A 21073-nucleotide genomic window follows, 5' to 3' on the forward strand; every position below is an offset into this window, starting at 1 on the left:
TTGCCGGTGTTAGCCTGAGCCCATGGCCGACACCGAAGCGCCCGCGCCCGCGTCCGATCCGACCGCGCCCGATCCGAGACAGGACGGGTTGCGGCGGCGTGCGGAGATGCGGGCGCGTCGCGAGCGTGTGTCGCGCTCGGGTTTGTTCGATGCGGACTGGTATGTGTCGCGCTATCCGGCGGCGCGGGACAGCGATCTCGCCCCGGTCGATCATTATCTGAGTTGGGGCGTGGCGGCGCGCGCGTCGCCAGGGCCTTTGTTCGATCCGGAGGATTTCCTGCGCCGCTCCTGGCGTTTGCGGCCGGGAATCGACGATCCGCTGGCTGCGTTTCTGGAGCAGACGCATCACGAGGCGCGGCCCCTGGCGCAATTGGAGTCCGCAAGCCGGGTGCCGGGGCGTGCGGTCGAACCGTTGCGGTTGTTGCCGGCGCTGTCGTGCGCGCCGAGCGTCGCCGTGATGGTGCATGTGTTTCATCCCGAACTGTTCGGGGAAATCTGCGACGTGCTGTCGTTCATGCCGCACCGTTTCACGCTGCTGGTGTCGATCGCCGAAGCGGAGCACGAGAACGGGATACGCGACACGGTGGCGGCGCGCGACCTGCCGGCCGATCTGCTGGTGGCGGTCTGCGCCAATCGCGGGCGTAATTTTGGGCCGATGCTGGTGCATTTCCGCCACGCGATCCGCGCGCATGAGTTCCTGCTGCATCTGCATACCAAGCGGTCTCTGTATCGTGCAGGCGGGCTCGATGCGTGGCGGTCGTCGTTGCTGACGACGTTGCTGCCGGCGCAGTCGGTGGTCCGCGGATATCTGCACGCCTTTGATGACGATCCGCGGTTGGGGGTGCTGAGTCCGGCCCCGCCGGAAGCGGTGCGTCCCTGGGCGTATTCCTGGTTGCGCAATCGCGAGGCGGTGTCCGGGTTGTTAGCGCTTCTCGGCTTGCCCGGGCGTTTGCCGGAGGGCGGGATCGACTTTCCGGCCGGAGGCATGTTCTGGGCGCGAACGCAGGCGATCGCGCGCCTGCTCGATCATCCCTGGCAGGAAGAGGACTTTCCGGAAGAGGGTGGCCAGACCGACGGCACCGTCGCCCATGCGATCGAACGATCCGTCATTCTGATCGCGCGGGCGGCGGGATTCGGGTTTCGTGAGATCGATGCCGTGCGCGGCATCGTTCGCATCGGCTGGGGCAGTCGCAATCTCGATCTTTATCCGGAATACGATCGTGACGGACTGACGCGGGAATTGGCCGCGTCGGATGTCGCCTCGTTCGACATGTTCGATACCTTGCTGACCCGGAGCTGCTTGTCGCCGGATGCGGTGCACCGTTTCATCGCGCTCGGAGTGGTGTGTCGGTTCCCTGGGGCGACGGATTACGTTGCGCGTCGTCGTGCCGCGGAGATGCACGCGCGCGCCTCGCGTTCGGACGGCGAGGTCGATCTCGCCGAAATCCACCGCTGCTTTCGTGAAGAGGCCGGCGAGGGCTGGTGCGAGGATGCGATCGCCTTCGTGGAGCGGGAGGAGATCGCGCTCGATCTGCGGACGCTACGGCCGCGGGGCGCCGTCGTGGCGGCGCTTGCCGCAGCGCGCGAGGCGGGGCGCAGGACGATCCTGGTCAGCGACTCCTATCTGACCCGTGCGCAATTCGACGACATGTTGGGTCGGTTCGGTCTCACGGACACGGTCGATGCGATCTATCTGTCGTCGGAGCGGCGGGCCCGCAAGGATCGTGGCGATCTCTGGGATCTGGTGAAACGGGAAGAGCGCGGCGCGCTGTTCCATGTCGGCGACAACGAGCATTCCGACATTCAGAACACCGCCGATCGCGATCTTCGGCATCTGCATGTCCTGTCGCCGTCGGCCCTGTTCCGTTCGCATGGTCTTCTGCCGCCGGCCTGCGTGGACGATCTCGCGTCGGATATTCTGCTGGGACCGGCCGCGGAGATTCTGTTCAACTCGCCCTGGCCGGAAAGCGGTGCGGAGAATCCGGTCTGGTTGCGCGCGCCGGAGCAGGCGGGTGCGTTGCTGCTCGGACCGTTGCTGTTCAGCTTCGCTGCATGGTTGATGCGCCATCCTGCGACGCGCCTGGTGAAGCGTTTGTTCTTCGTGTCGCGCGAAGGGTATTTCCTGAAGCGTATGTTCGACGCCGTCGCGCGCGCGAGCGGTCGCACCGACCTGCCGGACACGGCGTATTTCCATTGTTCCCGTCGTGCGGCGCTGGGCGCGTTGCAGGGGGGCGGACTCGACGTGGATGCGGTTCTGAAAGGGGCCGGTTTCAACGGCAGCCTGCAGGCGTTCCTGAGGGCGCGGATCGGTTTCGAAGCGCAGGCGTCGCTCGGCTTCGATCATGTGCCGCTCAGCCTGCCGCGCGACAACGCCGTTCTGCGATGCACGATGGACTTGCTGCGTGAGCCGATCGAGGAGCATGGCCGCCACGCGGCCCAAGGGCTGCTTGCCTATGCCGAGGCGGCCGGGATCGGGCAGGGGCCGAGCGCCTTCGTGGATGTGGGCTATAGCGGCACCATGCAGGCGGCGCTGCAGCGCGTGACGGGTTCGCCGCTGATCGGGCTCTATATGGGCGTGTCGCATGCCGCGACGCAGGTGAGCGATGGAGGCGGCCATGCGTTCGGCGCCTTCGCGGATGGCGACGTGGCGGATTTCACCGGCGGGTTCGGCTTGATGCTGGAGGCGTTTCTGACGGCGCCGCATGGCCAGGTGATCGGATACGATTCCGGTTCGTCGCCTCCCGCGCCCATGTTCCGCGAGGACGGGTATTCGCAAACCGTCTTCACTGCGCTCGAACGTTTCTATGTCGGTGCGGAGCGCTATGCGCTTGATCTTTTGCGATGCTGGGGGCCCGATATGCTCGATCTGCGGTATCCGCCGGACGCGGCGACGGCGATGCTGGCCGCCGTGCGCGATGGGCGGTTGCGTCTGGATCCCGTGTTGACCGCCGTTTTGTCGGTCGAGGACGATTTCTGCGGCAATGGCGAGATCGCCGTGTTCGGGCGCTCGCACGGAGTACGGTCGTGACGTTTTCGGTTCTGGTGCGTGGTGCGGGTGTGGCGGGGCTGTGCTGCGCCGTGACGCTGGCCGAGCGCGGGGCGCGCGTGGTTCTGGCCGAGAGCGGCGACGCGATCGGTTCCGGCGCGTCCTGGAAGGCGGGCGGGATGCTGGCGCCCTGGTGCGAAGCGGAGACCGCGCCGCCCGGCCTCGTGGAGCAGGCTCTGCCGTCGCTCGACTGGTGGCGGCATCATGTGCCGGAGACGGAGTCCGCCGGTACGCTGGTTCTGGCGTTGAGCCGCGATGGCGGCGAGATCGCCCGCATGGCGCGTCGCACGGCCGAGCATCGCTGGGTGGAGGGCGCGGAGCTGGCGGCGCTGGAACCGGATCTGGTCGACCGCTTCTCGCGTGGGTTGTTCTTCGCGGGTGAGGCGCATCTCGACCCGCGGCGCGCGCTGCCGGCGCTGGCGGAGCGTCTGCATGCGTTGGGCGGGACGGTTCTGCTGAATCAGAGCGCGCAGCCTGACGGGACGTTCGACCATGTGGTGGATGCGCGCGGGATCGGATCGGAACCGGTTCTGCCGGAATTGCGCGGCGTGCGCGGCGAGATGCTGTTGCTGCGCGTGTCTGGGGTGACGCTGCATCGTCCGATCCGTCTGCTGCATCCGCGTTTCCCGCTTTATCTGGTGCCGCGCGAGAATGGCGTGGTGATGCTGGGCGCGACGATGATCGAGAGCGAGGATCGTGGGAAGCCGCGTGTGCGCTCGGTGATGGAGCTGCTGAGTGCGGCTTTCGCTTTACATCCGGCCTTTGGCGAGGCGGAGATTCTGGAAATGTCGGCCGACCTGCGGCCCTCTCTGCCGGACAACATGCCGCGTGTGCAGGAGCGCGATGGCGTGCTGCACGTGAACGGTATGTTCCGGCACGGGTTCTTGATGGGGCCCGTTCTGGCCGGCGAAGTTGCCGATCGGATCATGGCCGCCTAGACGCCGCGATCCGTCCGACCGCGGCGTCTTCCAAGCAGTTCCGCCCTGGATCAGCCTGCGGCTTTGAGACCCGAGCTCTGCTGGTGCTGCACCACGCGCCAGGTGCCGTGCTCGATCATGCGATACGTCGTGGTGCAGAAGGCCTGATAGGGTGGGGAGCCATCGCGTTCGGCATCGGCGCGGTAGGCGATGACGATCAGGCCTTCCTGCGGGCGCGAGACCTGACGCTGCGTGAGTTCGATCCTGGTCCAGCGTGGCGTGTCGACCACGGATTCGACGGCATCCTTGCCGCTCTTCACGTAGGGCGGTTCGGGAAGAACCATGATGCAGTCCGGATCGATGGTGCGGCGGTAGTTCTCCGCGTCGCCGGTCCAGAGTTGCTCTTCCGAGCCCCAAATGCGGTGATCGTCCATGATGTCGCTCCTGCAAAGGTCGGAGCGGAGAGCGCGCAGGCGGAGCGATCGTTCTCCGCCTGACGCGCTTGTGTGTCAGTCCACCAGCCGCTTCAGCAGGTAGACGGTCTCCAGCGCCTGTTCGTGAGCGACTTCGCCCAGATTGGCGGTGCCGGAATGACCGCCTTCGGTGTCCTCGTAATACAGGAACGGCACGCCGAGCTGGCCGAGGCGCCAGGCGAAGCGGCGCGCATGCACCGGGCCGACGCGGTCGTCCTGGGTGGAGGTGAAGATGAACGGCTCCGGATAGGCAACGCCGGGGCGCAGCGCATCGAGCGGCGAGATCTTGTCCAGGAACGCGGCTTCGGCGGGGACGGATTGCGAGCCGTATTCGTCGACCCACGAGGCGCCGGCCGCCATGGTTTCGAAATGGCGCATGTCGAGCAGCGGCACGCCGATGATCACCGCGCGCCACAACTCGGGATGCTGGGTGAATTCCACGCCCATCAGCAGGCCGCCATTGGAGCGGCCGCGGATGCCGAGATGGCGTTCGTCGGTGATGTGACGGGCGATCAGGTCGCGGCCGACGGACGCGAAATCGTCGAACACGCGCTGGCGATGCGTCTTGCGTCCGGCCTCGTGCCATTTCGGCCCGAACTCGCCGCCGCCGCGGATGTTGGCCAGCACGTAGACGCCGCCGCGCGACAGCCAGAGTTTGCCGATCGCACCGGAATAGGACGGCACGTTCGATACACCGAAGCCGCCATAAGCGGTCAGCTCGGTCGGGTTGGTGCCGTCGAGCTTCATGTCGCGTCGATGGACGATGAAATAGGGGATTTTGGTGCCGTCGGTGGAGGTGGCTTCCTGCTGGTCCGCGACGAGGTTGGTGGCGTCGAACTGGGCCGGTAGCGATTTCACCTCTTGGGCATCGGCGCCGTCGACGTGCCAGAGTTCGTTCGGGGTCAGGAAGCCCGTGACGCCCAGATAGGCGTCGTCGCTGCGCGGACCGGCGTCGATCAGCGTCACCGCGACGTTGGCGGGCAGCTTGAGCGCGGTCTGCGACCAGCCGGTCGGTGTCGGGGTGAACCGGACGGCGCCGCCGCGGACGTTGTCGTAGATCACGGCGAGCAGGCCGGTCCTGGTGGCGGCGACGGATTCGGCTTCCACCGACTGACGCGGGCTGGGGGAGAAGATCATCATCGGCGCGGCGTTGCGGTTCGCGGGGTCGATCGAGACCAGGCTGCCTGCAGGCAGTTTCGGGCCCGCGGCGGGCTGCCAGTCTTCGTCCAGTTTCACCGCGAGGCGGCCGGCGACCAGACCGACCGGGGTGGATTTCGGCGGCAGGTCGAGCTTCTGCAGTCCGTTGGGCGTGAGCACCGAATAGGACGAGGTGAAGAAGGTGAGCCCGCGATGGATCAGGGTGAGGCGATGCCCGTCGCCGTCCACCAGCACCTCGGCGTCGTCGGTGATGTCGGCGGGCGTGCCGCGCTCGATCTCCTGCGCCGCGTCCAGGGCCTGGCCGCGCTTGAGGCGTTTGATCACGAACGGATAGCCGGAGGCGGTCATGGTGCCGGGGCCCCAGTCGCGCGCGACCAGCAGTGTGTCCGGGTCTTCCCAGGCGACAGTCTGCTTGGAGGTCGGCAGGGTGAAGCCGTTCTGCACGAACTGGCCGGTGGCGATATCGAACTCGCGCTCGGTGACTGCGTCGCCGCCGCCGTCGCTGAGGCCGATCATGCAGCGCGTTTCCTGCGGCTCCAGGCAGTCCGCGCCTTTCCAGACCCAGTTCTTGTGTTCGCGGGCGCTGAGCGCGTCCAGATCGATCACCGTGTGCCAGTCGGGGTGGTCGGTGTGGAACGAGGCCGGGGTGGTGCGGCGCCAGATGCCGTGCTTGTGGCCGGCATCCTGCCAGAGATTGTAGACCTGCCCGTCGATCACGTGCGGGACCGGGATGCGGTCATGCGACTGGGCGATCGCCAGCGCCTCGTCGTGGATCTGCTTGTAGCGCGGATCGCCTTGCAGCACGGAGAAGGTGTGGTCGTTCAGCTTGCGGACCCAGGCCAGCGCCTGTTTGCCCTCGACCTGATCGAGAAAGGCGGGCGGGGTGGTGTTGCCGGGTGCCGGATCGGCGGCCAGGGCGGGTGCCGGCAGAAACAGGCACATCAGAAGAACATGACGGAATTGCATGCGTGGTCCCGACGGGAATGAAGGCGCGGATGCTACACGGGCCTTTCCCGAATGGGCCAGAGTGGGAGTACGAGAGTTGGGCGAAGGAGATCGCCGCGTGGGATCGGAAGAGGTGTTGCCGGGCGGCTTGGGCAGGCCGTTGGTGGAGGCGCTGCCGGGGTCGCTGATCCGCACGGTCGCCAATAGCGGGATCGGTTTGCCGGGCGTGATCCCGCTCTGGTTCGGCGAGGCGGAGCGGGATGCGCCGTTCTTCGTGCGCGAGGCGGCGAAGCGGGCACTGGACGCGGGCGACACGCGCTACGTCTCGAATTTCGGCCTGCCGGCGCTGCGCGAGTCGATCGCCGCCTATCAGGCTGGGTTCGGGCGCGCGGTGACGCCGGACCGGGTGATGGTGTGCTCGTCCGGCGTGAACGCGCTGCTGCTGTGCGCGCAGGTGTTGTTGGCGCCGGGCGACCGCGTGGTGCTGCCGACGCCGCACTGGCCGAACCTGTCGGGGATTCCGGCGGTGTGCGGCGCTGTGGTCGAGACCGTGCGTTTGCGGATCGTGGACGGGGAATGGCGTCTCGATCTGGAGGCGCTGCTCGAAGCGCTGACGCCCGGAACGCGCATGGTGGTGTTGAACGCGCCGGCCAATCCGACCGGGTTCATGCTCGACCGCGCGGAGCAGGAGGCGATCCTGCGTCATTGCCGCCGTCATGGCATCTGGATCCTGGCCGACGATGTCTATGAACGGCTGGTGTTCGACGGGGCGGTGGCGCCGTGCTTTCTCGATATCGCCGCGCCGGAGGATCGGCTGGTCACGGTGAATTCGTTCAGCAAGAGCTGGGCGATGACCGGGTTCAGGCTGGGCTGGATCACCGCGCCGGTGGCGCTGATGCCGGCTCTGGGCAAGGTGTGCGAGTTCAACACCTCCTGCGCGCCGGGCTTCGTCCAGCGTGCGGGGATCGCGGCGCTGGAGGAGGGCGAAGCGTTCGTGCGCGAGATGGTGGGCGAGCTGCGCGCGCGTCGCGATCTGGCCGTCGGCCTGCTGGGCGGGATCGCGGGCGTGACGGTGCCGCGCCCCGCGGGGGCGATGTACGCGTTCTTTCGTGTGGACGGGTGCATGGACAGCGTGGCCCTGGCCACCGATATGCTGCAAGGCGCGCGTGTCGGTCTGGCGCCCGGGCGGGCGTTCGGTCCGGACGGGGAAGGATGCCTGCGCCTGTGCTTCGCGGTCGGCGAGGACACGTTGCGCGAGGCATGCGGTCGGATCGGCGCGTATCTCGAAACCGGGGAACGGCGATGAACATCACGGTGAACGGGGAACAGCACGAGGTCGCCGCCGCGACCGTGGCGGAGGTTCTGCTCGAGCTGGGCTACGGCGAGGCGCGCGTGGCGACGGCGCTGGACGGCGATTTCGTGCCGGCGCGGGCGCGGGGCGCGGCGGAACTGCTGCCCGGCTCGGCGCTGGAGATCGTCGCGCCGATGCAGGGAGGATGAGCATGATCCGGTTCTATGGCGAGGAGATCGGCTCGCGCCTGATGCTGGGGACCGCCCAGTATCCGTCGCCGGACATCCTGTCCCAGGCGGTCCGGGCGTCCGGCGCCGGGATCGTCACCGTCTCCTTGCGTCGCGAAGGGGCCGGCACGAAGGCGGGGCAGAGCTTCTGGTCGCTGATCCAGGGGCTCGGCGTGCGGGTGCTGCCGAACACCGCCGGCTGTCATTCGGTGCGCGATGCGGTGACCACGGCGCAGATGGCGCGCGAGGTGTTCGACACCGACTGGGTGAAGCTCGAGGTGATCGGCGAAAGCGACACGCTGATGCCGGACGTGTTCGGTCTGGTGGAAGCGGCGCGCATTCTGCACGAGGATGGGTTCAAGGTGTTTCCCTACACCACGGAGGATCTGGTGGTGGCGGAGCGTCTGCTGCGCGTAGGCTGCGAGGTGCTGATGCCGTGGGGCGCGCCGATCGGTTCCGGACGCGGGTTGAACAATCCCTGGGGGTTGCGGGCGATGCGGGCGCATTTCCCCGACGTGCCTCTGGTCGTGGATGCGGGGATCGGCCTGCCGAGCCATGCCGCGGCGGCGATGGAGATGGGCTACGACGCGATCCTGCTGAACAGTGCGGTGAGCCAGGCCGGCGATCCGGTGGCGATGGCGCATGCGTTCAGGCTGGCGATCGAGGCGGGTCTGGCCGGGCGACTGGCCGATCCGATGGAGCCGCGGGACATGGCCTGCCCGTCCACGCCGGTTCTGGGGCGCGCCTTTGTTTGAGCGCGGCCTGCCCGGCCGGTTCTATCCGGTGGTGGATTCCGCCGCCTGGGTGGAACGCATGGCGGCCTCGGGCGCAAAGCTGATCCAGCTGCGATGGAAGGGGTTGGATTCGAACCGACTGCGCCAGGAGGCGGAAGCGGCGCAGGAAAGCTGCCGCTGCCACGGGGCGACGCTGGTGCTGAACGACTATTGGGCGCTGGCGATCGCGCTCGGGATCGATTTCATCCATCTCGGCCAGGAGGATCTGGACGTGGCCGATCTGCCTGCGATCCGTGCCGCGGGGTTGCGTCTCGGCGTCAGCACCCACTCGGACGCCGAACTCGACCGGGCCTTGAGCGTGCGGCCGGATTACGTGGCGCTGGGGCCGGTCTGGCCGACGACGCTGAAGAAGATGCCATGGGCGCCGCAGGGCGTGGAGCGGCTCGGGGCGTGGAAGGCGCGGCTCGGCGCGGTGCCGCTGGTGGCGATCGGCGGCGTGACGCTGGAGCGCGTGCCGTCCTGCCTCGACGCGGGGGCGGATGCGGTGGCGGTGGTGTCGGACGTGGTGGCGAATGCCGACCCGGAAGCGCGGGCGCGCGCCTGGCTGGCGGCGACCGGGGGATAAAAGAAAGGGCGGGTCCACCGGACCCGCCCGTTTCCGGTTCAGCCGTTCACGGCTTCCAGCAGCCTGGGCTGATGGTGTTCGGCGGTCTGCTGGTAGAGCTTGAGATAGTCGTCCGCCATGCGACGGGCGGTGAAGCGCTGTTCGAAGCGCTCGCGGATCGCCTTGAACGAGAAGCTGTTCAGACGATCGATCCCGGCGATGGCTTCATGCTCGTTCTCGACCACGAGACCGGTGAGCCCGTCCTCGATCACTTCCGGCACGGAACCGCGATTGAACGCGATCACCGGCGTGCCGCAGGCCATGGCTTCGATCATCACCAGACCGAACGGCTCCGGCCAGTCGATCGGCATCAGCAGGGCGCGCGCGCCGCTGAGGAAGGCAGGCTTCTGCGCGTCGTTGATCTCGCCGATCAGCTCGACGCCGTCGCCCAGAAGCGGCTTGATGACGTTCTCGAAATAATGGACGTCGACCACGTCCACCTTGGCGGCGATCTTCAGTGGGATGCCGGCGGCGCGGGCGATGCGGATCGCCTTGTCGACGCCCTTCTCCGGGCAGATGCGACCGAGGAAGGCGAGATAGGAACGGTCCGCGCCGTCCGGATCGCCTTGCGGGGTGAGCAGATTGATCGGCAGGCCGTGCAGCACGGTGCCGACGAAATGCGCCTGCGGCAGCGGACGGCGCTGCGCGTCGGAGATCGAGACGACCGGCACCTGCGGGAAGGCGGCGAACACCGGCTGCAGTTCCGGCAGGTCGAGACGGCCGTGCATGGTGGTCAGGAACGGCTTGTTCTGACGCGAGAAATGCGTGAACGGCCAGTAGTCCATATGGAAGTGCAGCACGTCGAACTGATCGAGCGCACGGGCCACGTTCTCCATCATCAGCATGTGCGGCGCGATCGGGTCGCGGATCGCGGGATCGAGACGGAGCGCGCGCGGCCAGCACGGATGCAGCGTCGCACTGGTCACGCTGTCGCCGCTGGCGAAGAGAGTGACCTCGTGCCCCATGGAGACCAGCTCCTCGGTCAGGAACGAGACCACCCGCTCCGTGCCCCCGTAGAGCTTGGGCGGCACGGCCTCGTGCAGGGGGGCGATCTGGGCGATGCGCATGCGGAAAACTCTCCTTGAGCGGCCAATACGCACCCCATGCCTGCCGACGGAGGCATTTTGTTGGCGCGGGTATGATGGTAGCGCGTTAAAGGCGAATCGGTTGTGCCGTCAATGTGATGGTATGACGGATACGGAACGGTCGCATGCGGCCGGGGTTTGCAGTGTGCCGGGTGCGGCGCCCGGTTTAGAAGGATATCGCATGACGGTGCAGTCGAGGGACAGCGCGCGTCCGGGATCGCCGGGCGCCATGGCAGGCCACGAATCCGTCACGGTCTCGGATGCCGATCTGATCCGTCTGGCGCCCAAGCCTCTGGCCTTCATGTTCCGCTACGTGATGCAGCACAAGCTGCAGCACGGCATCATTCTGGCTTCCGTGGTGGTGGCCGTGTCCGCCGTGGTGGGCTCGTCCTATGCCGTGAACCATCTGGTGGACACGCTGAACGGGTTCCGCGGCGGATCGATGCGGCCGGTCTGGCTGGCGGTGGCCATGCTGGCCGTCCTGATCGCGATCGACAATCTGGCCTGGCGGGTCGGCGGCTGGGTCGCGACCTATGCCTTCGTCCAGGTGACCGGCGATCTGCGGCGCGATCTGTTCCGGCATCTGACCGGTCATGCCCCGTCCTATTTCGCCGACCGCATGCCGGGCACCCTGGCCGGGCGGATCACCGCCACCTCCAACGCGATGTTCACGCTGGAGAACCTGACCACCTGGAACGTTCTGCCGCCCTGCCTGAACGTCGCCTTCTCGATCCTGCTGATGATGACGGTGAGCCCGACCATGGGCTGCGTGCTGGTGGGGCTGGCCTTTCTCCTGTCGCTGCTGATGTTCCGGCTCGCGGCGAACGGGCGGCCGCTGCATCACCGCTACGCGTCGGATGCCGCGCGCGTGGATGGCGAGCTGCTGGACGTGATTAACAACATGCCGCTGGTGCGCGCCTTCGGTGCCATCGGCCGCGAGCGGACACGGTTCTCCGGCAAGATGGAAGGCGAGATGCGCGCGCGCAGCACCTCGCTGCGCTATCTGGAGCGCCTACGTCTGATCCATGCCGTGCTGACCGCGATCCTGACCGCCGGTCTTCTGGCCTGGGCGGTGACGCTCTGGCACGAGCACGTCACCAGCGTCGGCGGCGTGGTGATGGTGGTGACGCTGGGCTTCATGATCCTCCATGGCACGCGGGATCTCGCCGTGGCGCTGGTGGAGACCATCCAGCACGTCGCCCGCCTGTCCGAGGCGCTGTCCACGCTGCTGGTGCCGCACGACATGCCGGACGCGCACGATGCCGGCGATTTCGACGACCACCCAAGGGGCGAGATCGTGTTCGAGCGGGTGAAATACGCCTATCCGGGCGGCGGCGCGGTGCTGGACGATTTCTCGCTCTCGATCAGTGCCGGGACGCGCATGGGCCTGGTCGGACGGTCCGGTTCGGGCAAGACCACCGTTCTCGCCCTGTTGCAGCGCCTTCGCTACATCCAGGGCGGACGCATCCTGATCGACGGGCAGGAGCTGAACACCCTGACCGATGCCGCCCTGCGCGCCGTGATCTCGGTGGTGCCGCAGGATGTGTCCTTGTTCCATCGCTCGGTGATGGAGAACATCCGCTACGGCAAGCCGGAAGCGTCGGACGACGAGGTGCGGGCCGCGGCCGAGGCGGCGGGGTGCCGCGAGTTCATCGAGGCGATGAGCGAGGGCTTCGACACGGAGGTCGGCGATCGCGGCGTGAAGCTGTCCGGCGGCCAGCGCCAGCGCATCGCCATCGCCCGCGCCTTTCTGCGCAACGCGCCGATCCTGCTGCTGGACGAGGCGACGAGCGCGCTGGACAGCGAGAGCGAGCAGCTGGTGCAGGAAGCGCTGGAGCGTCTGATGGTCGGCCGTACCGTGGTCGCGGTGGCGCATCGACTGTCCACCCTGCGCGATTTCGACCGCATCGTGGTGATGCAGTCCGGCCGCGTGCTCCAGGACGGTCCGCCGGCGGTGCTGGAACGCACCGAAGGACCGTATCGCTCACTGCTCGCCAAGCAGGCGATGAGCCTCGAGGATACGATATAAGGCCCCCTGGTATCGGGACCGCAGCCGTGGCACGTGACGCCAGGGAAACGAAACGGCCGGTGAACGGAATGGAACAGCTCGCTGCGAACGCGGTCTCGCGCGTGTCGAACAAGGATGGCACGGGGATGTCCGAAACCGGCCTTGCGACGGAAGCGGCACAGCGCGAAAGCCTGAGCGACCGGGCCTATCAGAGCATTCGCGCCAGCCTGATGGCGTGCGAGCTGCACCCCGGACACCGCCTGATCCTGCGTCCGCTGGCGCAGCAGCTCGGTTTGAGCCCGACACCCGTGCGCGAGGCTCTGCTGCGTCTGGTTTCGGAGCAGGCGCTGACCCTGGACGAGCGCGGCTCGGCGACCGTTCCGGTGATGTCGGCGGAGTGTTTCGAGGAGCTGATCGCCTTGCGGGGCGATCTCGAATCACGGGCGATCGAGCGTGCGGTGGCGCAGGCCACCGACGCCCAGCTCGCCGAGTTGAAGGCGATCAATGCGCCGTGTCTGGAAGCCTATGCGCGCCACGATGCGCTCGAGGCGATGTCGCACAATCTGAACTTCCATCGTGCGATCTGCGTCTTCGGCCGGTCCATGCTGACGCTGCATGCGCTGGAAGGGCTGTGGCTGCGGCTGGGGCCGACCTACGCGCCGCGCATCGGCGGCCCCTTGCCGAGCTTCGAGGACGGCAAGCATCCGCACGAGCACATGCTGGATGCGCTGAACCGCCGTGACGTGCAGGCGGCGCGCGACGCCGCGATGATCGACGTGATGGCGGCCTACAACTACGTCAACCCGCATCCGTCGGCGGCCTGATCGCGTTCCGGCCGCCGGTATGGCGGCCGGGGTTTCATCGTTTCAGGCGTCGTTCCCGCCGTCGGCCTTGGTCGCGGCGACCGGTTTGGCATCCTCGGCCGGTTTGGCCTCCGCCGGCTTCGAGACGCCGGGAGCGTCGGGTTTCTTCTTCAGTTCCGGCACCTCGATGTCGATCTCGAGCGTCGAGACGGCGGCGCCGCGATCGAGCTTGATCTGAACCTTGTCGCGATCGATCGGCACGTGCCGGGCGATCACGTCGAGGATCTCCTCGCGCAGCTTGGCGATCAGCTCGGACTGGCCTTCCGCGCCCGGTCCGCCATGCGCGCGCTCATGGGCGAGCAGGATCTGCAGACGATTGCGGGCGACGGGCGCCGAGGAACGGCGCGCGAAGAGCTGGCTGAGGAAGCTCATGCAGCCCTCCATTTGAACAGCTTGCCGAACAGGCCCTTGCGGTCGGTCGGCACGTTCATGTCGAGCGTTTCGCCGCGCAGGCGACGCACTGCATCGAAATAGGCGCGGGCCGGGGCGCTGTCGGGATTGTTCAGCGTGACCGGTGCGCCGAGATTGGAGGCGCGCAGCACTTCCTCGCTTTCGGGGATGATGCCGATCAGCGGGATGGACAGGATCTCCAGAACGTCCTCGACCCGGAGCATCTCGCCGCGTGCGGCGCGGGCCGCGTCGTAGCGGGTCAGCAGCAGGTGCTTGTTGATCTTCTCGCCAGCCTTGGCCTTGGCTGTGGTGCTGTCGAGCAGGCCGATGATGCGGTCGCTGTCGCGGACGGACGAGACTTCCGGGTTGGTGACGACGACCGCCTCGTCGGCATGGTGCATGGCGAGCTGCGCGCCGCGCTCGATGCCGGCCGGGCTGTCGCACACGATCCAGTCGAAGCTGTCGCGCAGCTCGGCGATCACGCGCGCCACCCCATCGGCGGTCAGCGCGTCCTTGTCGCGCGTCTGGCTGGCGGGAAGGATCGACAGCGTATCGACCCGCTTGTCGCGGATCAGCGCCTGGGCGAGCTTGGCGTCGCCCTGCACCACGTTGATCAGGTCGAACACCACACGGCGTTCGGCGCCCATGACCAGATCGAGATTGCGCAGGCCGACATCGAAATCGACCACCACGACCTTCTGGTTCTCCTGGGCCAGGGCGGCGCCGAGGGACGCGGTCGAAGTGGTCTTGCCCACGCCTCCCTTGCCCGAAGTGACCACCAATACTTTGCCCATACGGAGAACCCTCCCAGTTCGAGCGGCACGGACCCGACGGGTGCCGAACCGTTGCTTATGTTCCGGGAGCCGCTTCTAAAGCTCCCGGCGCGTTAATCCAGCGGTAACAGCATGAGGCGTTCGCCGTCGAGCCGGACCTGCACCGATTGGCCGATGCGGTCGGGCGGCAGATCCTCCGCGGTCATGTAGAGGCCGCCGATGGCGATCAGCTCCGCGTTCAGGCGACGGCACAGGATGCGTCCGCTGTTGTTGCCGCCGACACCGGCGAAGGCGCGTCCGCGCAGCGTGCCGTAGACATGCACGGAGCCGCCGGCGGAGATCTCCGCACCCGACGCCACCGAGCCCAGCACCACCACGTCGCCGTCCGGGAACGACACGGTCTGACCCGAGCGCACCGGCTCGTCGATGACCAGCGAGGCGCGGGACGGATCGGGCGGCGGAGGCGGGGCTTCTTCCGGGATCTCGATCGCACCGATCGCGCGGCCGCCGGAATAGCCTTCGGGCCACGCCCAGCCCGCCGTGGCCGGCCATTCCGGATCGGCGCCCTCGATCTCGATCAGCCGGATGCCGCGTTCCAGCAGGGCCGGCACCAGCGCGTCGAGCCCGTGCTCGTCCGGCTGCAATAGCCCGCAATCCAGGATCACCGGCTTGGCGGCGAAGAAGGCGGCGGATTTATGGATCTGGAGATCGAGCGCGGCCATCCAGTCCACCAGAGGCGGTTCCGGCGACAGAACCAGGGCCATGAAGGATCGGCCGCGCACGCGGATCTGCGGCAGCGGACGCGGCTCCTGATCGTCCTCGCGCGGCGTGGAGAACAGGCCGATGGTGGTTGGCGCTTCCTCGTGATGCCCGGCATCGGGCGCATCGGGCGCATCGGGCGCATCGGGCGCATCGGGCGCATCGGCTTCCGGCATCACGGCGTCGGCGTGATCGTGCGGAACCTCCCCGGCTTCGGGATGTTGGTCGAGTTCGGGAACGGAACCGGTCTGGTCGGACAAGGGCGAGGAGCCTTGAAACGGAATCGGCACAGCATGCACGTGCCCGCTGCCGGTATCAAACCGCAGGCCCGGAGTCGCGCGACGTCTGGCCGTGCGCGATTGGATGAAATATCCTCCGCAGCATGCGAATCCTGCACCATTTTCCGCTCTCGCCGTTCTCCCGCAAGGTGCGTCTCGTTCTGTCCGAGAAGCGGCTGCCGTTCGAGCTCAAGGTCGAGAAGGTGTGGGAGCGCAGGCCGGAATTCCTGGACCTGAATCCCGCCGGCACGGTGCCGATGCTGGTGGAAGAGAACGGCTTGTCGATCCCCGATTCGACGGTGATCTGCGAGTATCTCGAGGAAGCCTACCCGGACACGCCGCTTCTGGGCCGCACCCTGGCCGAGCGCGTCGAGGTGCGCCGGCTCACCGCCTGGTTCGACGGCAAGTTCCACCATGAGGTCACCCGCAATCTCGTGGGCGAGAAATACCTCAAGCGTCTGATGGGACGCGGCAATCCGGACGCGACCGCGCTTCGCGCCGGATACAGCAACATGCGCTATCACCTGGACTATATCGGCTGGCTGGCGGAAACGCGGAAATGGCTCGCCGGTCCGTCCCTGTCGCAGGCCGACTTCGCCGCCGCGGCGCAGCTTTCCGTGCTGGACTATATCGGCGACGTGGACTGGTCGCTGAGCCCGCCGACCAAGGAATGGTACGCGAAGGTGAAGTCGCGCCCCTGCTTCCGGTCGCTGCTGAACGACCGTGTCACCGGCATGAACCCGCCGGACCATTACGGCGATCTCGATTTCTAGCGCGATGACCCGGGTGGGAAACGCCCGCCCGGACGTGGTGGTGCTGGGTGCCGGCGCGGCCGGGCTGATGGCGGCGATCAGCGCCGGGCGTCGCGGCCGCCGCGTGCTGGTGCTGGACCATAATGCCGAGCCGGGCGCCAAGATCGTGATCTCCGGCGGCGGACGCTGCAATTTCACCAATCGCGATTGCCGTCCAGACCGGTTCCTGGGCGCCAACCCGCATTTCTGCCGCTCCGCTCTGAGCCGCTACACGGCGCAGGATTTCCTATCGCTGGTGGAAAGGCACGGCATCGCCTGGCACGAGAAGACGCTGGGGCAATTGTTCTGCGACGGCTCGGCGCGGCAGATCGTCGCCATGCTGCTGGCCGAATGCGCGGCAGCCGGGGTGGAGATCGCGCTCGAACAGCGTATCGGCGCCGTGGATCGGCCGGACCGGTTCCGCATCGAGACGGATGGGGGCGCGATCGAGGCGGATAGCCTCGTCGTCGCCACCGGCGGCCCGTCGATCCCGAAGCTCGGCGCCACGGGGTTCGCCTATCGCCTGGCGGAGCAATTCGCGGTTCCAGTGACGGAGGTGGCGCCCGCTCTGGTGCCGTTCACGTTCGAGGGCGATGCGCTGCCGCCGCTGAAGGCCCTGGCCGGCGTGTCGCTGCGCGTGATCGGACGGGTGGGCGAGGGCAAGCGGGCCACTGCCTTCGACGAGGCGATGCTGTTCACCCATCGCGGCCTGTCCGGCCCGGCGCTGTTGCAGCTCTCCTCCTATTGGCGGCCGGGCGCGGAGATCAGGCTGGATCTCGCCCCCGGCACCGACGCCGCAGCGTTCCTGCGCGGCAAGCGTCAGAGCCGGGGCAAGGCGGAACTCCAGACCGTGTTGGCGGAGATCCTGCCGCAGCGTCTGGCCCAGGCGGTGACGGAGGAAAGCGGTGCGCATGGGCCTCTGGGCGGGGTGGCACAGCGTGTGCTCGACGCCGTGGCGTCGCGGATCGGCGATTGGCGCGTGCGCCCGACGGGCACGGAGGGCTATGCCAAGGCCGAGGTGACGCGCGGCGGGATCGACACCGCGGCGCTGTCGTCGAAAACCATGGGCGTGACCGCGGTCCCGGGCCTGTTCTTCATCGGCGAGGCGGTGGATGTCACCGGCTGGCTGGGCGGCTACAATTTCCAATGGGCCTGGAGCAGCGGCTGGGCGGCAGGTCAGGCGGCCTGACGGTTCGTGGGCCGCTTGCCGGGCGGTGCGGCTGCGAGGCTCAACCCGGCTTCGATGGCCTCGTCCGAGAGATGGCGCGCGGTCCAGTCGAGACCGGCTTTGCTCAGATCGGTGTTGATCCTGGCATTGCCATGCAGGGCGAGGATCAGCCGGGCGACGTCGTGCGTGTCGCGCGCCACCGATGCCGCCAGGGAGACGGGAAGGTCCAGACCTTCGGCGGCGATCGGGCTGCAGACGCAGGGTATTCCGGCGGCCAGACTGTCCAGCACCTTGCCCTTGACGCCTGCGCCGAACATGAGCGGTGCGACGGACAGCCGAACCCGCTCGAACAGGGTCTGCAGAACCGGTACGTGCCCGACCCGGCGGATTCGTGGATCGCCCTTGCCCAGCCCGGGCGGCAGGCGGCTGCCGGCCAGAAGACAGGGCAGGGTCGGGTCGTGTTCCCAGACCAGCGGCATGATGTCGTGCAGCAGGCGGTGGGCCGCATCCAGGTTCGGGGCGTGCGCGTAGTCGGCCAGGAACACGACGCCGTAGCGCGCCGCGAACGGCGTTGCGACCGGTCGCGTGCCGGGCGTCCACATCACGCGATGCACCGGCTTCAACGGGAACGCGTCGCGCAAGAGGGCGGCCTCGGTCGCCGAATGGGTGATGACGGCGTCCGCCTTCATGAGGGCATCGATCTCGCGGCCTTGGGCCGCACGTGCCGCCGGCAGAAGTTCGGGACGACGCTCCGCTTCGGCCTGACGTTTGAGACGCAGATGTTCCAGATCCGCGACAGACAACAGCAGCCGGGCCTGCGGGCAATGGTGCCGCACGAGGCGGGCGTAGCGACTGCCGATCGAGCCGCGATGCAGGTAAACGAGGCGCGCCGACATGCCGTGGCGTTTCAGGACCTCCTCAGTCGTTGCGTAGAACGGCAGCGCGCAGACCTCGAAGCCCTGCGCGGCCAGTGCGGAACCGCGTTCCGGCTCCGGTTTCAGGTCCGCAGCGGCGATCATGACATGGTAGCCGAGGTGTCGCAGCGCCTGCATGTGCGACAGGACTGCGTTGGAGCCGGCATCGCGGGTCGCGTCGGGCAGGATTTCGTCCAGAACCAGAGCGAGCGGCTTCTGCCCCAGCGCATCTTGCGAAGCGATCTCCCGTCCGACCGGTCCCGTGGGGAGCCGTTCGATCAGGCGCGCCCGTGTCTGCCGCAGCGTATCGATCTGGTCGAACAGGAAGCGGATACGTTCGTCGATCGCGCCGCATTCCGCCGTCTCGCTTTGCAGCAGCCGGGCGAGTGCGGGCAGTTCCGTTTGCTTCAACTCGGCGGCCGGCTGCACGATCCAGGGCGAATGCGGCAGATCGTCGCCGGTTTCTTCCACCAGCACCCGGATTTCGTGCGGCCGGAGCGGTGACAGCGGATCGTTGAAGGGCAGGTCGAACCCGTGCCGGCCGTCGCCGACACCGGCATCGAGCAGATCCTGCCGGAAGCGATTGGCCAGCACGCGTCCGAGCAGAACGCCGTTCTGCAGGACGAGCAGGCTGACGGCCTGATGCGGACGCCGGCCGTCGCAGGCCCAGCCCCTCACCCCGGTCCGACCGGCCTCGTCGATCCTGCCGATAACGGGCGACGGCATCACCGATCAGATCGCCAGGGGGCTCGCGTCCCGCACATGCCGGATGGTGATCGCGCCGGTCGTATGGGGCAGAGCGGCTTCGAATCCGTGGCAGCCGGTGCCGATCCCGGCCTCCGCCAGATCGGCGCGGTAAAGATTGGCGAGCTCCCGCGCGACCGGCTCGCCGTCGCACAGGAATTCCAGCAGCAGCGGCGCGTTCGGATGCTCCGGGCTCCACGCCCAGCCTTGGGCGATCCCGTTCTCCACCCGGTCCAGGGATCCTTGCAGCGCAGGGCCTGTCCGTCGCCGCGATCGTCCGGCCAGCATATCCACGAAATGTTGAGCCGCCAGAAGCGCCTCGCCGTCGTCCACGCGCGGCCTGCACCAGGCAGGAAGGCGGGCGTCGCGGTCGGGATAAAGCGCCGCGTATTCGGCTGCGTTCTCGAACAGGATGCGGCTGTTGTCGTCGACGAAGCTCTCCGTGGCAGCGCCTTCCGCCAGCAACAGATCGTGGTTCTCGAGCTCGATATGCAGATAGGAGATATCGCCCGACGGCGCCTGCCGCAGGATCGACCGGTCGTTGACCAGCAACTCCGCGGGAACGAGCACGTCGCGCACCAGCATGGCGTGCCTGGGCGAAACGAACAGGTCGCGTCGCGGCCGCCCCGCGCCGAGCGCTCCGGCACGGATCAGGATCGGCCAGAGAGATGGACGGCTTCGCGCGAAACGGATGTCATAGGATCGTCTCCCGATCTACAGGATCGGACGATCATCGCCGTCCGCCGTCGTGATCCGGTCTCCGATGCGCAAATCTTCGATCGCACGTTCGCCGACAGGCGTGGCGATCCGTGTGCCGGGACAGAAACATGTCGTCGCCTGCTGCAACAAGACGGTCGTGTAGCCGGCGTCGAACGCCCCGGTGGGATGGAAAACGGTCTGGATCGCGAAGCCGTTCTCTTCGGGATCGTTATCGAACCGAAAGAACTGATGGATCGTCCGGCCACGCAGCCCGCCCATCAGTTCGGTCAGATCGAGAAGGTCGCCATCCGCCGATGGTGTGACGGTGCTGGCGATCGGCGTGCCCCAGACGGCGATCGTGTTTCCGGGCTGGAAGTTCTCCACCAGGATCGGCGTGTCGGCCGTATTGCCCCCGTTGTTGAGGCAGAGCGATGCGTTCGGGCCATCGAAGCGGATCTGCTGGAACATTCCGAGCACCGGTCCTGAACCGGACCACGCGGCCGGCTGGACGTCGCCTTTGAAGCCCGGCTCGACCAGCAGAACGCCGGAGCCGTCGATCTCTCCGGCCGGGACCGCACTGTTCGGGGCGATGGTGACGACGCCGTCGTTCCAGATCGGCGCCGCGATGACGGCCACCGGCAGGACGAACGATGCTCCGGCCTCGATGACGAGACTGCCGGGATGGCTGTTCGCCGCCACGTCCATGCCGGTTGGCAGGCCGGCCGACATGGGCTGCGGATCGGACGAGACCAGCGTGGAATCCGCCGTGACGGTCAGACTGGCGTCCTGCGACACCGAAATTCTCGCGCCGGGCGTCGTATCCGTATCGACGAGGCTGGTCGTTCGAAGATTGCCGTTGATCTGGATCGTGCCGGTCAGGATCAGTCTGTGCGCCGCGCCGTCGCCGTCGATCCTGACGCCGACGCCGCCATCGACGATCGCCGTATCCGTCGCCCCGGGCGGTGACCCGGCGATCGTCCCGGTCAGGTCGTCGGTCCAGTTGTGGGCATCGTCCCAGCGCCCCTCTGAACCGCCGGCCCAGCGCAGGGTATGGCCGGTCGCGGGTGCTGCCGCATCCGCGGTCGGGAGGGTTTCGACAGTCATGACCACCTGATTCCGGTTCGGGGCGGGGTGGACGTCCAGTCT

Annotated in this window: 17 protein-coding genes and 1 pseudogene; 10 read left to right on the forward strand and 8 right to left on the reverse strand. The window is 67.7% G+C overall.

Annotation, left to right across the window (positions count from 1 at the left end; all coding sequences use genetic code 11):
* Positions 1 to 22: 22 nt before the first annotated feature.
* Together ACZ5BM_RS00070 and thiO are read left to right on the forward strand one after the other, a co-directional pair.
* Positions 23 to 3028 (forward strand): rhamnan synthesis F family protein, encoded by a 3006-nt coding sequence (locus ACZ5BM_RS00070; protein ID WP_498909274.1) that lies wholly within the window; start codon positions 23 to 25, stop codon positions 3026 to 3028.
* A complete protein-coding gene (thiO, locus tag ACZ5BM_RS00075) occupies positions 3025 to 3984 on the forward strand; it encodes a glycine oxidase ThiO (protein WP_498909275.1) in 960 nt (319 codons plus the stop codon). The genes ACZ5BM_RS00070 and thiO overlap by 4 nt, the downstream gene beginning before the upstream one ends.
* Before the next feature lie 50 nt (positions 3985 to 4034).
* Here the strand turns inward: thiO and ACZ5BM_RS00080 are convergent, their stop codons facing one another.
* Together ACZ5BM_RS00080 and ACZ5BM_RS00085 are read right to left on the reverse strand one after the other, a co-directional pair.
* Entirely contained in the window at positions 4035 to 4397 is a 363-nt protein-coding gene (locus ACZ5BM_RS00080; protein WP_498909277.1) for a nuclear transport factor 2 family protein, read from the reverse strand.
* 75 nt (positions 4398 to 4472) lie between these two features.
* Positions 4473 to 6560 carry a prolyl oligopeptidase family serine peptidase gene (locus ACZ5BM_RS00085; protein ID WP_498909278.1) on the reverse strand — a complete coding sequence of 696 codons (2088 nt, stop codon included), beginning with the start codon at positions 6558 to 6560 and terminating at the stop codon, positions 4473 to 4475.
* A gap of 97 nt (positions 6561 to 6657) precedes the next feature.
* On the opposite strand from ACZ5BM_RS00085, the gene ACZ5BM_RS00090 reads away from it, so the two are divergent.
* From ACZ5BM_RS00090 to ACZ5BM_RS00105, 4 genes are read left to right on the forward strand one after another with little or no spacing between them, the layout of a single operon-like run.
* The gene (locus ACZ5BM_RS00090; RefSeq protein WP_498909280.1) at positions 6658 to 7845 is read left to right on the forward strand and encodes a pyridoxal phosphate-dependent aminotransferase; all 1188 of its coding nucleotides are present in this window, start codon (positions 6658 to 6660) and stop codon (positions 7843 to 7845) included.
* On the forward strand, positions 7842 to 8039 hold the full coding sequence (gene thiS, locus ACZ5BM_RS00095) for a sulfur carrier protein ThiS (protein ID WP_498909281.1): 198 nt from the start codon (positions 7842 to 7844) through the stop codon (positions 8037 to 8039). The genes ACZ5BM_RS00090 and thiS overlap by 4 nt, the downstream gene beginning before the upstream one ends.
* A gap of 5 nt (positions 8040 to 8044) precedes the next feature.
* Positions 8045 to 8812 carry a thiazole synthase gene (locus ACZ5BM_RS00100; RefSeq protein WP_498911700.1) on the forward strand — a complete coding sequence of 256 codons (768 nt, stop codon included), beginning with the start codon at positions 8045 to 8047 and terminating at the stop codon, positions 8810 to 8812.
* Positions 8805 to 9416 carry a thiamine phosphate synthase gene (locus ACZ5BM_RS00105; protein ID WP_498909282.1) on the forward strand — a complete coding sequence of 204 codons (612 nt, stop codon included), beginning with the start codon at positions 8805 to 8807 and terminating at the stop codon, positions 9414 to 9416. The genes ACZ5BM_RS00100 and ACZ5BM_RS00105 overlap by 8 nt, the downstream gene beginning before the upstream one ends.
* A 38-nt stretch (positions 9417 to 9454) precedes the next feature.
* Here the strand turns inward: ACZ5BM_RS00105 and ACZ5BM_RS00110 are convergent, their stop codons facing one another.
* On the reverse strand, positions 9455 to 10522 hold the full coding sequence (locus tag ACZ5BM_RS00110; protein ID WP_498909283.1) for a glycosyltransferase family 4 protein: 1068 nt from the start codon (positions 10520 to 10522) through the stop codon (positions 9455 to 9457).
* Between the two features lie 199 nt (positions 10523 to 10721).
* Between ACZ5BM_RS00110 and ACZ5BM_RS00115 the strand changes: the two genes are divergently transcribed.
* Positions 10722 to 12569 carry an ABC transporter ATP-binding protein gene (locus tag ACZ5BM_RS00115; protein WP_498909284.1) on the forward strand — a complete coding sequence of 616 codons (1848 nt, stop codon included), beginning with the start codon at positions 10722 to 10724 and terminating at the stop codon, positions 12567 to 12569.
* Between the two features lie 125 nt (positions 12570 to 12694).
* Entirely contained in the window at positions 12695 to 13372 is a 678-nt protein-coding gene (locus ACZ5BM_RS00120; protein WP_498909285.1) for a GntR family transcriptional regulator, read from the forward strand.
* Positions 13373 to 13414: 42 nt separating this feature from the next.
* Here the strand turns inward: ACZ5BM_RS00120 and minE are convergent, their stop codons facing one another.
* The 3 genes from minE to minC form a co-directional block, all read right to left on the reverse strand.
* Positions 13415 to 13783 carry a cell division topological specificity factor MinE gene (gene minE / locus ACZ5BM_RS00125; RefSeq protein ID WP_498909287.1) on the reverse strand — a complete coding sequence of 123 codons (369 nt, stop codon included), beginning with the start codon at positions 13781 to 13783 and terminating at the stop codon, positions 13415 to 13417.
* Complete coding sequence (gene minD, locus ACZ5BM_RS00130) at positions 13780 to 14595, reverse strand: septum site-determining protein MinD (protein ID WP_498909288.1); 816 nt, start codon at positions 14593 to 14595, stop codon at positions 13780 to 13782. The genes minE and minD overlap by 4 nt, the downstream gene beginning before the upstream one ends.
* Before the next feature lie 92 nt (positions 14596 to 14687).
* On the reverse strand, positions 14688 to 15413 hold the full coding sequence (minC, locus tag ACZ5BM_RS00135; RefSeq protein WP_498911702.1) for a septum site-determining protein MinC: 726 nt from the start codon (positions 15411 to 15413) through the stop codon (positions 14688 to 14690).
* A gap of 302 nt (positions 15414 to 15715) precedes the next feature.
* Between minC and fzlA the strand changes: the two genes are divergently transcribed.
* Positions 15716 to 16384 (forward strand): glutathione S-transferase family protein, encoded by a 669-nt coding sequence (gene fzlA / locus ACZ5BM_RS00140; protein WP_498909289.1) that lies wholly within the window; start codon positions 15716 to 15718, stop codon positions 16382 to 16384.
* 4 nt (positions 16385 to 16388) lie between these two features.
* On the forward strand, positions 16389 to 17591 hold the full coding sequence (locus tag ACZ5BM_RS00145; RefSeq protein WP_498909290.1) for a BaiN/RdsA family NAD(P)/FAD-dependent oxidoreductase: 1203 nt from the start codon (positions 16389 to 16391) through the stop codon (positions 17589 to 17591).
* On the opposite strand, the gene ACZ5BM_RS00150 is transcribed toward ACZ5BM_RS00145, so the two are convergent.
* Both ACZ5BM_RS00150 and ACZ5BM_RS00155 read right to left on the reverse strand, forming a co-directional pair.
* Positions 17579 to 19210: a glycosyltransferase family protein gene (locus ACZ5BM_RS00150; protein ID WP_498909291.1), complete on the reverse strand. Its 1632-nt coding sequence runs from the start codon at positions 19208 to 19210 to the stop codon at positions 17579 to 17581. The genes ACZ5BM_RS00145 and ACZ5BM_RS00150 overlap by 13 nt on opposite strands.
* A 6-nt stretch (positions 19211 to 19216) precedes the next feature.
* Positions 19217 to 21031 (reverse strand): annotated as a pseudogene (locus ACZ5BM_RS00155) (Hint domain-containing protein).
* Positions 21032 to 21073 lie beyond the last annotated feature (42 nt).

The sequence above is a fragment of the Lichenicola sp. GTC18331 genome, assembly GCF_055386855.1.